Annotated in this window: 14 protein-coding genes; 8 read left to right on the top strand and 6 right to left on the bottom strand. The window is 73.4% G+C overall.

What is annotated here, in order from left to right:
• Positions 1-26 precede the first annotated feature (26 nt).
• Both AWW66_RS01105 and AWW66_RS01100 read right to left on the bottom strand, forming a co-directional pair.
• Positions 27-1736, bottom strand: a complete 1710-nt coding sequence (locus AWW66_RS01105; RefSeq protein WP_067359394.1) for an MFS transporter — start codon at positions 1734-1736, stop codon at positions 27-29.
• Between the two features lie 20 nt (positions 1737-1756).
• On the bottom strand, positions 1757-2203 hold the full coding sequence (locus tag AWW66_RS01100; RefSeq protein ID WP_067359393.1) for a hypothetical protein: 447 nt from the start codon (positions 2201-2203) through the stop codon (positions 1757-1759).
• Between the two features lie 174 nt (positions 2204-2377).
• On the opposite strand from AWW66_RS01100, the gene AWW66_RS01095 reads away from it, so the two are divergent.
• From AWW66_RS01095 to AWW66_RS01070, 6 genes are read left to right on the top strand one after another with little or no spacing between them, the layout of a single operon-like run.
• Positions 2378-2725: a cupin domain-containing protein gene (locus AWW66_RS01095; protein WP_067359458.1), complete on the top strand. Its 348-nt coding sequence runs from the start codon at positions 2378-2380 to the stop codon at positions 2723-2725.
• On the top strand, positions 2722-4053 hold the full coding sequence (locus AWW66_RS01090; RefSeq protein ID WP_067359392.1) for a class I tRNA ligase family protein: 1332 nt from the start codon (positions 2722-2724) through the stop codon (positions 4051-4053). The genes AWW66_RS01095 and AWW66_RS01090 overlap by 4 nt, the downstream gene beginning before the upstream one ends.
• A 6-nt stretch (positions 4054-4059) precedes the next feature.
• On the top strand, positions 4060-5166 hold the full coding sequence (locus tag AWW66_RS01085) for an FAD-dependent oxidoreductase (RefSeq protein ID WP_083978134.1): 1107 nt from the start codon (positions 4060-4062) through the stop codon (positions 5164-5166).
• On the top strand, positions 5166-6551 hold the full coding sequence (locus AWW66_RS01080) for an FAD-binding oxidoreductase (RefSeq protein ID WP_067359390.1): 1386 nt from the start codon (positions 5166-5168) through the stop codon (positions 6549-6551). The genes AWW66_RS01085 and AWW66_RS01080 overlap by 1 nt, the downstream gene beginning before the upstream one ends.
• Complete coding sequence (locus tag AWW66_RS01075; RefSeq protein ID WP_067359389.1) at positions 6548-7849, top strand: lysine N(6)-hydroxylase/L-ornithine N(5)-oxygenase family protein; 1302 nt, start codon at positions 6548-6550, stop codon at positions 7847-7849. Before AWW66_RS01080 ends, AWW66_RS01075 begins: the two co-directional genes overlap by 4 nt.
• Positions 7839-8219, top strand: coding sequence for an avidin-fold protein (locus AWW66_RS01070; RefSeq protein WP_067359388.1), 381 nt, complete (start codon positions 7839-7841; stop codon positions 8217-8219). Before AWW66_RS01075 ends, AWW66_RS01070 begins: the two co-directional genes overlap by 11 nt.
• On the opposite strand, the gene AWW66_RS01065 is transcribed toward AWW66_RS01070, so the two are convergent.
• The 4 genes from AWW66_RS01065 to AWW66_RS01050 form a co-directional block, all read right to left on the bottom strand.
• Entirely contained in the window at positions 8156-8851 is a 696-nt protein-coding gene (locus AWW66_RS01065; RefSeq protein ID WP_067359387.1) for a response regulator transcription factor, read from the bottom strand. The two genes, AWW66_RS01070 and AWW66_RS01065, sit on opposite strands and share 64 nt — an antisense overlap.
• 21 nt (positions 8852-8872) lie before the next feature.
• Complete coding sequence (locus AWW66_RS01060; protein WP_067359386.1) at positions 8873-10084, bottom strand: sensor histidine kinase; 1212 nt, start codon at positions 10082-10084, stop codon at positions 8873-8875.
• A gap of 71 nt (positions 10085-10155) precedes the next feature.
• Entirely contained in the window at positions 10156-11769 is a 1614-nt protein-coding gene (locus AWW66_RS01055; protein WP_157527049.1) for a multicopper oxidase family protein, read from the bottom strand.
• Positions 11766-12005 (bottom strand): hypothetical protein, encoded by a 240-nt coding sequence (locus AWW66_RS01050; RefSeq protein ID WP_067359385.1) that lies wholly within the window; start codon positions 12003-12005, stop codon positions 11766-11768. Before AWW66_RS01050 ends, AWW66_RS01055 begins: the two co-directional genes overlap by 4 nt.
• A gap of 337 nt (positions 12006-12342) precedes the next feature.
• Here AWW66_RS01050 and AWW66_RS01045 point away from each other — a divergent pair, with 337 nt between their 5' ends.
• Positions 12343-13101 carry an SAM-dependent methyltransferase gene (locus tag AWW66_RS01045; RefSeq protein WP_245647807.1) on the top strand — a complete coding sequence of 253 codons (759 nt, stop codon included), beginning with the start codon at positions 12343-12345 and terminating at the stop codon, positions 13099-13101.
• 112 nt (positions 13102-13213) lie between these two features.
• A complete protein-coding gene (locus tag AWW66_RS32265) occupies positions 13214-14044 on the top strand; it encodes a M23 family metallopeptidase (protein ID WP_083978119.1) in 831 nt (276 codons plus the stop codon).
• The last annotated feature ends 215 nt before the right edge of the window (positions 14045-14259 follow it).

The raw sequence follows: 14259 nt of genomic DNA, 5'->3' as shown, positions 1-14259 counted from the left end.
CCCGGACCCCCGGTCGTTCGTGCGGGTCACCGCGTCGGTACGCCACCGGAGGTGGGTCGCGCCGGCAGCAGCCGGATCAGCGGCACGCAGAGCAGGGAGGCGAGGACCTGGTACCAGACGGCGACCGTCACGGCGTCGGCGAAGGTCTCCGCCCGGGCCTCCGCCACCGACCCGGCGACCTGGTCGAGCACGCGGACGGCGGTGCCGGCCGGCACCAGGTCCGGCCGGTCGAACACGTCGAGGCAGGCCGGCGGCGGCAGGAACGAGTTGCGGGTGTCGACCTGTTCCTGCGCGCACCGGTGCAGCAGGCGGGTGACCTCGGCCTGGTCGGCGGTGGCGACCAGTTCGGTGCCGGCGACACCGCTGCGCAGCGCCGGCTCCAGCGGTCGGGCGCGGTCGGCCGCGCCCGCCGAGAGCACGCTGAAGAACACCGCGCCCACCACCGCGATCCCGACGGCGGCGCCGACCTGCATCATCGTGTTGATGATCCCCGACGCCGCGCCCGCCTCCCGGGCCGGTACGCCGGCGATGACGGTGTCCATCAGCACCGGGGTGATCGCGCCGACGCCGAGCGCGGTCACCACCATGGCCGGGCCGACCACCCAGCCGGACACCGCCGGACCGGTCAGGTGCAGGGTGAGGCTCATTCCGGCCATCCCGGTCGCGGTCAGCGCCGCGCCGATCGTCAGCAGCCGCCGGCCGAGCAGCGGGGCGAACCGTACGGCGACCGCCCCGGCGACGACCACCCCGACCGACCACCAGAGCAGGGTCAGGCCGGCCCGCAGCGGCGTGTGGCCCAGGCCCGTCTGGAGGAAGATCACGAAGACGAAGAAGAACGACGAGACCTGCGAGAACAACAGGAACGCCAGGAACAGGCCGCCGGTGAACGCCCGCTGCCGGAACAGCGCCAGGTCCACCAGCGGCGACCGGCCGCGCGCCTTGCGGGCCCGCTCGTGCGCCACGAACGCGCCGAACGCCACCACCGAGGCGGCCATCACCAGGAAGCCGCTGGTCGGCCAGCCGGTCTCGTGGCCCTGCACCAGCGGGTAGAGCAGCAACAGCAGCGCGCCGGTGAGCAGCAGCACCCCCACCACGTCCGGGCGCAGCGGATGCTCGTCGCGGGACTCCGGCAGCAGCAGCGCCGCCGCCACGATGGTCAGCACGCCCACCGGCACGTTGATGAAGAAGATCATCCGCCAGCCCAGGCCGAAGAGGTCCGCGTCCACCAGGATCCCGCCGGCCAGCGGCCCCAGCACGGTGGCGAGGCTGGTGACCGCGCCGTAGAGCATGTACGCGGCCGGGCGCTGGGCCGGTGGCAGCCACACCCGGATGATCGACAGGACCTGCGGAATCATGATCGCCGCAGCGACGCCCTGCACCACGCGGGCGGCGATCAGCGTCTGCGCGGTGGTGGCCAGCCCGCACGCCGCCGAGGCGAGGGTGAACCCGGTGACCCCGGCGAGGAAGACGGTCTTGCGGCCGTACATGTCGCCGAGGCGTCCGCCGACGACGAGCAGGACGGCGAACGCGAGGACGTAGCCGGCGACGATCCACTGCAGGGCCGAGTTGCCGGCGAACAGGTCCCGCTGGATCCGGGGCAGGGCGACGCCGATGATCGTCGCGTCGAGCAGGTCCATGAAGGTCGCCAGGAGCACCACGGCGAGGCCCAGCAGGGTACGGCGGTCGGGTCGGCCGGCGGCGGTGCCGGTGTCGGGTTGGTCCAGGGTCAAGGCCATGACGGGTCCCCCTTGGCTGGTCAGAACGAGCCGGACACGGTGTCGGCGCGGTACGCCGCGAAGTCCGGTTCGGCCGACGCCACGACGTGCCGGACCCACGCGTCGCGCTCGTGGGCGATGGCGACCATCTCCCAGACGCAGGCGGTCGCCGCTGCGCCGGCCGGCGTCCAGGCCGCCGGATCGGCCCACCCGGACAGCCAGGTCCGGGTGTGCAGGATGACGCGGTTGGGGCTCCACCAGCCGACCACCAGGTAGCAGCCGTCGGCGTCCTCGTGGACCACGCTGAACGCCCAGGGGGCCGCCCCGTCGTACGCCTCGGGCAGGCTCGCCTCGACCGCCACCCGGGCCGCCTCGATCACCCGTACGGGAGGGCGGGGCCGGTCCGCCGAGATCCCGTACCGCTTCACCGTCCAGCCACGGACGTCGTCGGCCGGGAGGCTGACGAGTCGCCGCGGCGCATACCGCACTGATACCTCACCCACAGTCACGATATCGAGGCTAGTCAGCGCGGGTGGTTCCCGATAGATGCCTGTTCCGGGGCACCAGCGACGCCCTAGCGAGCGTCGAGTGGGCGTTGCGAGCATGGGTCCGACGGTGACTCAGAGTCACTGATTCTGTCGGCGCTGGCGAGAGTGGTGACCATGCGGGAGTTCAGCAGGACCTCATCGGCCTTCCGGCCGGAGCACGGCATCGACATCGCGCGGTGGCCGATGCCGACCGCCGCGCCGGTCGCGCCGCCCTTCGCCGCGATGTGGTGCGTGGTCCCGCCGTCGTCGGCCAGCCGGCCGGACGCGCACCCCGAGGTGGAGCTGGCGGTGGTGGTGCAGGGACGCGGCACGTTCCAGGTGGACGGCGACCGCCTCGACGTGGCGCCGGGCAGTGCCGTGCTGTTCGAGCCGGCCGAGCGGCACGTGATCCACAACGGATCCGACGACGAGCAGCTCGTGGTGCTCAGCGTCTACTGGATGCCGTCGGACGGCGCGTCGTGACCGCGTCCGCCGACGCCCCGCTGACCGTCCTGCTCTCGCCACCGCCCACCCCGAACGGGCCGCTGCACGTCGGCCACCTCGCCGGCCCGTACGTGGCGGCCGACGTCGCCGCCCGCGCGGCCCGCGCCCGGGGCGAACGGGTGCTCACGGTGTGCGGGACCGACGACCACCAGAACTACGTGGTCACCCGGGCCGACCGCGACGGGCGCGGGCCCGACGCGGTCGTCGCCGACCACGGCGCGCGGATCCGCGAGGTGTTCGCGCGGGCGCGCGTCGAGCACGACGTGCACACCAGCCCGTCGACCGACCCGGCCTACCGGCGCGCGGTCGGTGATCTGTTCGCGCTGGTCGACCGCGCCGTCCTGACGGCCGGGCCGCCCGCCCTGGCCTGCCGGGACTGCCACCGCACCCTGCACCACGCGTACGTGGCCGGCCGCTGCCCCGGCTGCCGCGCGGCGATGGGCGGCGGCACCTGCGAGGAGTGCGGCGAGTTCGCCACCGCCCGCGACCTCGTGGCGGCGGCCTGCGCCCGCTGCGGCGGCCCTCCCGTGGAGACCGACCGGCCCACCCGGGTGCTGCGGCTGGAGGAGCACCGGGCCGGGCTCACCGAGGTGTGGAGCCGGGCGGCGCTGCCCGACCGGGTACGCGGGCTGCTCGCCGCCCTGCTGCGCCGTGGCCTGCCCGACGTGCCGGCGAGCTACCCGACCGACTGGGGTCTGCCCGGCGGCACCGGCCGCATCGACGTGTGGTTCGAGATGGGGCTGGCGTACCTGTCGGTCGTGGCCCGCAGCGTCGACCCCGACGCGCGGACCCTCGACGACCACGTGCGGGCCTGGCGGCGCCTCGGCGGCCTGTGGGCGTTCCTCGGCGTCGACAACGCGTTCTACTACGCGGCGCTGTTCCCGGCGCTGCTGCTCGCCACCGGTGTGCCCGCCGAGCGCTGCCTGAGCGGCCTGGTCGTCAACGAGTTCTACCGGCTCGACGGGGAGAAGTTCTCCACCAGCCGCGACCACGCCGTCTGGGCCCACGACCTGCTCCGGACGGCGGACCCGGAGACCGTCCGCCTCTACCTGAGCCTGGACCGGCCGGCGCCGCACCCCACGAACTTCACCACGGCCGCGTTCCAGCGGTTCGCCCGCCGCCCCTGGTCGGCCGGGCCGCCGCTCACCCCGGGCGAGGTGGACCGCGCCGGGCAGGCCCTGCGGCTCGCCCACTTCGACCCGGCGACGGCGGTCCGCTGCCTGCTGCCGGCCGCCGGCGCCGGGGACCCGGCGGCGGTGCGGCTGCTCGACCTGGTGCGCGGCCGGGCCACCGAGGCGCGGGGGTAGGTGGCCATGCGGATGTGCGTCCTCGGCGGGGGACTGGCCGGCAGCCTGCTCGGGTGGCGGCTGGCGGCGGCCGGAGTCGCCGTCGACCTGTGGTCGCCCCCGGGCACGGCGGACGCGACCGCCGCGTCCGGCGGGCTGGTCCGCGCGTTCGAGCCCGACCCGACGCTGTTCCGGCTCGCCACCGAGAGCCTGGCCGAACTCGCCGCCGACCCGGACCTGCGGCGGGCGGCCGGCTACCGGCGGACCGGGTCGGTCTACCTGCTGCGCGCCGACCGGGTCACCCCGGCGGTCGCGGCCCGCCTGGCGGCGGCCGGCCCGGACGGCCCTCGGCCCGGTCCCGCCGCCCTGCTCACCGGGTCCCCGCTGCGGTGCGCCGACGACGACGTGGTCGCGGTCCGCGAGCGGGAGGCCGGCTACCTCTCGCCGGACGCCCTGCGGCGGTACGCCCACACGCTCGTCGCCCGGCACGGCGGCACGGTCGTCCCGGCTGCCGCCGTCGCCGTGGAACCGGGCCGCGACGGGGTCACCGTCCACGGCCCGGCCGCCCGGCGGCACCGGTACGACCTGGTGGTGCTCGCCGCCGGCCCGTGGACCGGGTCGGTGCTGGCCCGCTCGGGGCTCGACCCGCAGCCGTTGCGCACCAAGCTCATCCAGTACCAGGTGCACCCGTGCGCCGGTCCCCGACCGCCGGCCTTCGTGGACGAGACCACCGGCCTCTACGGGCGGCCGTACTCCCCGGGCGCCGTGCTGCTCGGGGTGCCGAGCCGGCACTGGGACGTCGACCCGGCAGCGCGGCGGCCGGTACCGGAGCTGGTCGCCGAGACCGTCCGGGCCGCCCGGCTCCGGCTGCCCGGCCTCGACCTGGGCCGCCCGCACCGCACGGTGGTGGCCGTCGACGGGTACGCCCCCGCCCCGTACCTGAGCCTGCGCACGGTCCCCGGGACCGAGGACCGCCTGCGCACCTTCGCCGGTGGCAGCGGGGGCGCCGCGAAGCTCGCGCTCGCCGCGACCGCCCACGCCGCCCGGTCACTGCTCGCCGGGACGCCCACCCGAGCGGAGCCCCGGCGACGTCCCGCCCTGCCCGACGCAGGGTTGTCCACGGAAGGAACGTGATGACCGATCCGCTGTACCGCACGCTGACGCCGGTCTGCCCGCAACGGCTGTTCCGGCCCGGTGACGCCCGCTACGACGAGCTCCGGCAGCTCTTCAACGGCATGTACGACCGCCGGCCCGACCTCATCGCCCTGCCGTGGAACCGGACCGAGCTGTCCCTGGTGATCCGCGCCGCCCGCGAGGCCGACGTCCCGTTCACGGTCCGGGGCAGCGGCCACAACGTCGCCGGCTCCGGGTCCCGCGACGGCGGTCTCGTCATCGACCTGCGGCTGCTCGACGGCGTCCGCGTCGACACCGCCACCCGGACCGCGCGGGTGCGCGGCGGGGCCACCTGGGCGGCGTTCGACGCGGTCGCCTCCGCCAGCGGCCTCGCGGTCACCGGCGGCACCTTCGACACCACCGGGGTGGGCGGGTTGACCCTCGGTGGCGGCATCGGCCACCTGATGGGCCGCTACGGGCTGGCCTGCGACAACGTCCTGTCGTTCACCATGGTCACCGCCGACGGTACGCACGTCGTCGTCGACCCGGAGTCCGAGCCGGACCTGGACTGGGCCCTCCGGGGCGCCGGCCACCAGTTCGGGGTGGTGGAGGAGTTCACCTTCCGGCTGCACCCGGTCGGCCACGTCTACGGCGGGACCGTCGCCTACCCCGGGGCCGAGATGGTGCGGGCCGTGCGGCTGTTCCGCGACCTCGCCGCCACCGCGCCGGACGAGCTGGTGCTGATCCTGCTCCTCGAACGGTACGGCCCGCAGCAGGTGCCGGCGGCGGTGCTGAGCGTCTGCTACACCGGGCGGGACGCCGCGTACCGGGAGACGCTGACCGCCCGGCTGCGTGAGCCCGAGATCCTCGACTGGCAGGTCACCGACCGGCCGTACCTGTCGATGCAGCAGATCCTCGGCCGCCTGCCGTACGGGTTGCGGCACTACTGGAGCGCCCGGTGCAGCACGGACCTGCCCGACCAGCTCGCGGAGGAACTGGTCGACCGGTTCCGGTCCAGCCGCCACACGGGCAGCTTCAACGACACCGTCTACCTGGAGGAGTTCCACGGCGCGGTCCGGCGGCCGGCGTACGACTCGGCGGTGCCCTTCCGCCAGGCCCGCTTCAACGTGACCGGCATGGCCATCTGGGAGGACCCCGCCGCCGACGACGACCAGGTGGCCTGGGCGCGGGGTACGGCCGATGCGGTGGCCGCCTGGGAGGTCGCGGGAAAGGGCTACGTCAACTACCTCTCCGACGGTGGGCAGGCGGCGACCGCCGGCGGGGTGGCGCGCACGTTCGGTCCCGCCGCGTACCGGCGGCTGCTGGCCGTGAAGCGGCGGTGGGACCCGCACAACGTCTTCCGCTCGTCGTACCAGCTCGACCCGGACCCGGGGGTGACGGTGTGACCGCGCACCGGTACGACGTGGTGGCCGTCGGCGGCGGCCCGGCGAACCTCAGCCTGGCCGCCCTCTACGGCACCGCCGCCGGCCGTCCGATGCCCGTGCTCGAACGCGCCTCCGGGCCGGGCTGGCACCCGGGTCTGCTGCTGCCCGGCGCCCGGTTGCAGACCTCCTGGGTGAAGGACCTGGTCTCCCTGGTCGACCCGCGGCACGAGCTGGGTTTCCTCAACTACATCGTCTCCACCGGGCGGATCTACGCCTTCCTCAACGCCCAGTTCGACGCCATCCCCCGGCTCGAGTACGCGCGCTACCTGCGCTGGGCGGCCGACCGCCTGGACGTCCGGTACGGCACCGGCGTCGAGGAGGTGTCCTACGACGGCGAGTTCCTGGCCTGGTCGGCGGGGCAGGTGGTGGCCCGGACCCGGCACCTCGTCCTCGGCCTCGGCACGGTGGCCCACGTGCCGCCCTGCTTCGGCGGGCGCGGCACGCCCGGCGTGCTCCTCGCCGAGCAGCTCGCCGGCCGGCTCGACGAGCTGGACCGGCACCGCGCCGACCCGGTGATCGTGGTGGGCGGCGGGCAGACCGGCGCGGAGTGCGTCCTGGTGCTGTTGCAGCGCGGCTTCTCCGACGTCCAGTGGATCGGCCGGCGGCACTGGTTCGCCCCGCTGGACGACTCCCCGTCGGCCAACGACCTGTTCCGCCCCTCGTACGCCCGGTTCTTCCAGGGGCTGCCGGCGGCGGTCCGCGAGACCCTGCTGCGCGACCAGGTCCTCACCAGCGACGGGGTCTCCATGTCCAGCCTCCAGGAGATCTACCAGACCCAGTACGAGGGGTTCCTGCGCGAGGGCCGCTCCCCGCTGATCCTGCTGCCCGGCCGGGAGGTGGTGGCGGTGCGCAGCCGTGGCGGCGTCATCTCCATGCGCTGCCGGCTCTCCACCGGGGGGCAGGAGTTCCGGGAAACCCGGCACGTGGTGCTGGCGACCGGGCGGCGGCCCACCCCGCTGCCGCTGGCGCCCGGTCTGGCCGAGCTGATCGAGACCGACCGTACCGGGCAGCCGGTGGTGGAGGACGACTACCGGCTCCGGTGGAAGCACGGCGACCAGAACCGGATCTACCTGCAGAACCGGTCCCGTCTCACGCACGGCGTCAACGACCCCAACCTGAGCCTGCTCTCGGTGCGGGCGGCGCTGATCGTCAACTCGCTGCTGGACCGGGACGCGTACACGATCGTCGACGAGCAGAACTTCACCTACTGGCCGACCGCGCACTTCGACGAGCAGGAGGGCCGTACCCGTGGACTATGACGGCCGCCGGTTCAGCTCGTCCGCCGCGGAGACCGCCGACCGGGCCGGCACGACCCCGGTCGGCTGCTACCACCAGCGCGGTGACCTCGTGTGGGCCGACTTCGCCGGCGGGGCGGTACGGACCGGCCGGTTGGTCGGCACCTGCGCCGCCGACGGCACCCTCACCGTCACCTACTGCCAGGTGCTGACCGACGGGCAGGTGCTGGCGGGCGCCTGCCGGTCGGTGCCCGAGGTGCTGCCCGACGGCCGGATCCGGCTGCGCGAGGAGTGGCGGCGCTTCGACGCCGCCGGCTCGCGCGGCGTCTCCTACCTGGAGGAGCTGCCCGGCGGCGGCACGCCGGCACCGGGCTGCACCAGCCCGGTCTCGTAGGCCAGGGTCACCAGCTGGGCGCGGTCGCGGACCCGCAGCTTGGTGATGATCCGGCTGACGTGGGTCTTGGCGGTCAGCGGGCTCATCCGCAGCGCCTCGCCGATCTCCGAGTTGCTCCGTCCGGCCGCGATCATCCCCATCACCTCGCGTTCCCGGGCGGTCAGCAGCGACAGCCGTTCCGGCGAGGACCGGACCGGGTCCGGCCGGCGGGACAGCTCCGCGATGACCCGCTCGGTGACGCTGGGGCTCAGCAGCGCCTCCCCGGCGGCGACGACCCGGACCGCCCGGCACAGCTCCTCCCGGCTGACCGTCTTGGTGAGGAAGCCCTTCGCCCCGGCCTTGAGCGCCTCGAAGATGTACTGGTCGGTCTCGAAGGTGGTCAGCACGACGATGCGGACGTCGGCGAGGTCGGGGTCGCCGGTCACCTGGCGGGTCAGCGCGAGGCCGTCGAGCTCCGGCATCCGGATGTCCACCAGCGCGACGTCCGGGCGTACCTCGCTGATCAACCGCAGGGCCTCCCGGCCGTCCTCGGCCTCCGCCACCACCTGGATGCCCGGGTCCCGTTCCAGCAGGCCGCGCAGGCCCGTGCGGACCAGTTGCTGGTCGTCGGCCAGTAACACGCGGATGGTCATGCCGCCGTTCCTCCCCCTGTGTCAGGCGCTTCTGAGCTGGGACACGGGCGCGTACGCCCAGGGCAGCCAGGCCTCGACCACGAACCCGCCGTGGTCGCCCGGCCCGGCCGAGAGCGAACCGCCGATGCTGGTGGCCCGCTCCCGCATCCCGGTGAGCCCGTGCCCCTCGCCGGAGGGCGTCACGGGGCCGCGACCGTCGTCGACGACCTGGACGCGGACGCCCTCGTCCGAGTACTCCACCTCGACCGTCGCGCTGGTGGCGTCGGAGTGCTTGAGCACGTTGGTCAGCGACTCCTGCACGATCCGGTAGAGAGTCAGGCCGACGGCCGGGGCCACGCTCCGGCGCGGCCCGCTCTCCACCAGCTCGATCCGCAGGCCGCTCTCGATGGTGCGGTCGATGAGCGCGTAGAGCTGCTCCGCCCCGGGCGTCGGGGTCAGCCCCGGGCGCTGCGGCTCGTCACCACCGCGGAGCACCCGGACCGCGGCCTGCAACTCGCCGATCGCCTCGGTGTTGATCCGGCGGGCGGTGTCCAGCGCCTCCTGCGCCGCCTCCGGATCGTCGTGCATCAGCTCCCGGGCCAGCCCCGCCTGGATGCCGACCACGGCCAGCGCGTGGGCGGTGACGTCGTGCAGCTCCCGGGCGATGGCGAGGCGTTCCTCGATCAGCCGGCGGCCGAGCTCGCGTTCCCGCTGGTCCTGCTCCATCCGCATCCGGGCGCGCAACTCCCGGGCCCACATCTCCCGGTTGCGCAGCGCGACCGCCAACGCGAGCACTAGGGCCAGCAGCACCGACTCGCGGATCGCCCCGTCGAGCACCTCCAGCGGGAGATGTTCCGACCAGGCGATCCAGCTGATCGAGATGAGCAGCATCGAGCTGCCCACCAGGGACGCGATGAGCAGTTGCCCGGCCCGGGCGACGGTGTAGAGCGGGACGAGCAGCGGCCAGATCGGTGAGACGCTGGGGAAGTCGGTCATGTTGTAGACCAGGACGGTCAGCAGGGAGCCGACCAGGACGCCGGCCGGCCACTGCCGGCGGAACAGCAGCATGCTTCCGAGGATCACGCCGAACACGTACGCCGCGAGGCCCGACGAGCGACTCGTCGGCTCGGCGGCCACGGAGGTGGAGACGGTGATGGCCGCCCCGCCGGCCCCGGCGACGAGCAGGTCGATCAACCAGGTGAACCGGGTGCGTCGCTGCTCAGGGGCCGGCGGCGGTGGTGGGGCGACCGTCATGACATGGGGGTACCCTCCGTGAAAGACTGGCACCGGTGCGTAACTCTAACCCATGGGGTGTCCGCGCCGCCTCAGTCTCCGTGGTCGTGGGCCAGCGGGAGGCGGTCACCCTGGACCAGTGACCGGTCCGCGGGGGAGACCGTCACGAACTGCCCCATCATTCCGGAGTCCTCGTGCGCCAACAGGTGGCAGTGGAACATGTACGGGTACCGGGCGTCGGAGTACGGCAGGAACGACACGGCCAGGTTCACCGTGCTGTTCGGCGCGACGTACACGGTGTCCTTCACCCCGCGCAGGTGTGCCGGCGGGGCCTCGCCGTCGACGTCGACGACGTGGAACGACGACCCGTGCACGTGGAAGTTGTGCGGGATCAACTGGCTGTTGACGATCTCCCACCGCTCGACCGTCCCGGTGCCGACGACCCGGTCCAGCCGTTGCATCTCCATCGTCCTGCCGTTGAACGTGAAGTCCCCCATGGTCAACCGGAACGGGTCTCCGGTCGGTTGCGGTGCCGGCGGTTGCGGCGCGAGCGTGGCCGGCAGGGCGGGGGAGGGGCGCAGAGTGCCGGCGGCGACGAACTTGACCAGGTCGTGCTCGTCGTCGCCCCCGGCCAGCCGCGCGTAGGCGAAGTTGGCCTTCAGCGGCGGCGGGAAGCTCTTCATGACCACGTCGTCGCCCGGCGCGAAGCGGACGACGATCTCCGCGCGTTCGCCGGGGGAGAGCAGGAGCCGGTTCAGCGGTTGCGGCGCCCCGAGCAGGCCGCTGTCGGCGGCGACCAGTTGGAACTCCCGGTCGTCGGCGAACCCGACGTGGAAGATCCGGGCGTTGGACCCGTTGAGCAGGCGGAAACGCACCAGCTCCGTCTTTACCTCGAAGTGCGGGTCGTAGGTGCCGTTGACCAGGATCTTGTCGCCGAGCAGGCCGGTGATGGTGAGGCCGCCGAAGTTCATCTTCGACGTGTCGAGGGTGCCGTCGTCCTTGATCTTCTTGTCCTGGATGACCAGCGGGACGTCGTCGACGCCGTACTGCTTCGGCAGGGGCAGGGCGTCGGTGGCCGGATCGTCCACGATGAAGAGGCCGGCCACCCCACGGTAGACGTGCTGGGCGGTCGTCTGGTGCAGGTGCGGGTGGTACCAGAGCGTCGCGGCCGGCTGGGCGATCGTCCAGTACGGCTGCCAGGTGGCGTTACGGTCGATCGGGTTGTGCGGCCCGCCGTCCATCTCGGCCGGCAGGTGCATCCCGTGCCAGTGCACTGAGGTGCGCTCGGGCAGGTGGTTGGTCACATCCACGGCCACACGGTCACCACGCCGTGCCCGCAGCGTCGGCCCGAGGTAGGTGCCGTTGGCCCCCCAGGTGGCCGTGGGCAGGCCGGGCAGGAACTCCGTGGACCCCTCGCGCAGGTCGAGCCGGAACCGCTTGCGCCCGTCGCTGTCGGTCGTGGGGTCGAGCAGCGGCGGGATCTTCAGCCGGTTGCGGAAGGAGAGGCTGCCGGTGTTGCTGCGACCGGAGTCGAGGTAGAGCCAGCCGACGAAGCCGGCAGCCGGCGCGACGAGCACGATGCCGGTGGCGGCGAGCCCCTTGAGCACCGCGCGGCGTCGGGGACGGGCCGGTGCCGGCGCGGTCTCCGTCCGGTCGTCGGGCTCCGGCGTGGCGGTCTCGCGGCCCGGCGGGTGCTGAGCGTTCACCGGCGTGCTCGACCCCGCTGGCTCCAGACCATCATCAGGACGCCCACGGCGACGATCCACCAGCCGACGAGGACCTCGGGCATGGGGACGAGCTTCGGGTCCTCCAGCCACACGTTCAGCGGTACGAAGAAGAGGCCGAGGTTGAAGACTATGCCGAGAACGGCCACGGCCAGCCCGGCCCACAGCAGTGGGCTGCGCAGTCGCGACCGCCCCTCACTCGCCTGACTGTTGCTCATTGTCGCTCCTATATTCGTGGGTACGCCTCGAAGTTACGTCCCGGCGGGCACCGCGACGTCCGCTGGCAGGAGACACTTTTTGTACTCCCCCGGGTGTAGGTCGGAGTGGTTGCTGCTGAGCGGCTGCTGAATTTCCGTATGGTGCGATTCCTGTTCCGTCCGGCGTCCCGCCAGGTTCCGTGGTAATCGTCGGTGCACGCTCGGCCGGCGGGCGGCCATGTCCGGCTCGGCCGGCGGGCGGCCATGTCCGGCCGGCGGGCGCCGGCGCGCCCTCGACCGGTGGCCTGGCGTCGACCGGGCCCGGCACGGCAACCGGGGTGCGACAGGTGGCCGACTCGTGTTGACTCTGCCGGTGGACCGTCAACGGATCAGCAGCATCGCGCATTCGCACCACCCGGTCGCCGCCCCGATCTCCGGGGTCACCATGAACCGGCTCCTGCGCCGGGCGGACCGGCAGCCGGCGGCGCGTGTCCTGGACCTCGGCTGCGGAGCGGGAGCCTGGGCGCTGCAGGCCCTGGCCCACTACCCCGACGGGCATGCCGACGGCGTGGACATCAGCCCGTACGCGCTTGAGAACGCCGTCACCGCCGCCGCCGAACGCGGACTCGCCGACCGGTTCACGCCGCACCAGCGGGACGCCCGGACGTACGTGCCGGACGGCGACTACGACCTGGTCCTGTGCGTCGGGTCGACCCACGCCTTCGGCGGGTTCGGCGGGACGCTGGAGGGGGCCGGTCGACACGTGAACGCCGACGGCGTCCTGCTGGTCGGTGAGGGCTTCTGGCAGGTCCCGCCGACCCCGGAGGCGCTCGCGGCGCTCGACGCGGAGCCGGCGGACCTGACCGACCTCGCCGGTCTGGTCGACGCCGCCGAGCAGGCCGGGTGGACGCCGGTGTACGCCCACGTCAGCGACGCCGCCGAGTGGGACGACTACGAATGGTCGTGGATCGGCTCGCTCACCGGGTGGGCGCTGGACAACCCCGGTCATCCGGACGCCGCCGAGGCGCTCGCCGCCGCTCGGCAACACCGTGACCAGTGGCTACGCGGGTACCGGCACATCCTGGGCTTCGTGACCCTGGTCCTGCGCCGCGTCTGACCTGTCGGGGCCGGTGCCGGCGGCCGATCCGGTAGTGACCTGGTGAGGTTCCTGGCGTGAGCTGGCAGGCCGGACCCTTGCCCGCGAACGGGAGCAGCCCTAGATTGTATCGATGATCCTCAGCGGGGAGCCCCGCCCTGATCCTCCTCCGGACCTCGGTCACGGCGATCTGCGGCCCGAGGATCTCGGCGGCGTCGCCTATCTGCGGGCACTGTCGAGACGGGGGTTCATCACCGGCGCCGCGTTGGCCGCCTCCGGGGTGTCGGCCGCCTTCGCGCTGTTGCCCGGCGCCGCTCAGGCTGCTGGCGGCTATCAGCGACCGTGCGGACAGGTCAGGATCTCCAGCTCCTGGCAGGACCACCGGAACCGGACGCCGCCCTCGGGCGAGCCGGGCACCGACTATGCGGTCGGAACCGGTACTCCCGTCATGGCCGCGGCGAACGGCACGATCCGTTTCGTGAAGACCGACAACTCCACCGCGGCGGGGCGCGTCGTCGGGATGGCCCATGATGACGGCAACTACACCCGGCACCTGCACCTGTCGACGATCACCGTCTCCACCGGTCAACGGGTGTCCCGAGGTCAGACGATCGCGTACTCCGGCGCCTCGGCGCACGGCAGCGACCGCGGTGTCGGCCCGCATGTGCACACGAGTCTCTGGCTGAGCACCGGCAGTCCGACGAACTTCCGCGCGACGGTGGATTTCGAGAACCACGTCGGGGACGCCACCAACCCGAACCCGCCTGACCAGGAGGTAGATGAAGTGTTCATCGCCAACGTGAGGGGCAACTGGTACCTCGTGGTCCCGCAGGGCACCGGTAAACCGCGGGCCGTGGTCCTGGGCGGGGAGAGCAACGCCGGCGCGTCCGGAATCCCCGTCCTGAACTTCAGTTGGGATCCGTCGATCAACGCACTCAGGGCGGCCGTCGACGGCATCGGTTGAGGCGGCGCGGTGCGGTCCCGGGTGGGTCGTGTCCGCAGCGCCGGACGCGCTCGATGCCCGGAAAGACCCAGGAAAGTACGCGCTGACCACCATCCTCGACCTGCCTGCGGGCGGGGCCTGCCACCGAGGGCGGCGCGCGATGCCGCACGCGACCCTGGCTCGGTGTGCCCGGCCCGGCCGTACACCACAGCTGCGACCTGGGATCCACGCTCCCG

This window comes from Micromonospora rosaria, from assembly GCF_001567585.1.
In the GTDB taxonomy this organism is placed as follows: Bacteria; Actinomycetota; Actinomycetes; order Mycobacteriales; family Micromonosporaceae; genus Micromonospora; species Micromonospora rosaria.
This window is presented reverse-complemented; position numbering and strand designations above follow the sequence as displayed.

Excerpts from the sequence above, each read along its gene's own strand:
- AWW66_RS01050 (WP_067359385.1), bottom strand. The coding sequence starts at position 12,005 with ATGAGCAACAGTCAGGCGAGTGAGGGGCGGTCGCGACTGCGCAGCCCA.
- AWW66_RS32265 (WP_083978119.1), top strand. The coding sequence starts at position 13,214 with ATGATCCTCAGCGGGGAGCCCCGCCCTGATCCTCCTCCGGACCTCGGT.
- AWW66_RS01105 (WP_067359394.1), bottom strand. The coding sequence starts at position 1,736 with ATGGCCTTGACCCTGGACCAACCCGACACCGGCACCGCCGCCGGCCGA.
- AWW66_RS01065 (WP_067359387.1), bottom strand. The coding sequence starts at position 8,851 with ATGACCATCCGCGTGTTACTGGCCGACGACCAGCAACTGGTCCGCACG.
- AWW66_RS01060 (WP_067359386.1), bottom strand. The coding sequence starts at position 10,084 with ATGACGGTCGCCCCACCACCGCCGCCGGCCCCTGAGCAGCGACGCACC.
- AWW66_RS01095 (WP_067359458.1), top strand. The coding sequence starts at position 2,378 with ATGCGGGAGTTCAGCAGGACCTCATCGGCCTTCCGGCCGGAGCACGGC.
- AWW66_RS01080 (WP_067359390.1), top strand. The coding sequence starts at position 5,166 with ATGACCGATCCGCTGTACCGCACGCTGACGCCGGTCTGCCCGCAACGG.
- AWW66_RS01085 (WP_083978134.1), top strand. The coding sequence starts at position 4,060 with ATGCGGATGTGCGTCCTCGGCGGGGGACTGGCCGGCAGCCTGCTCGGG.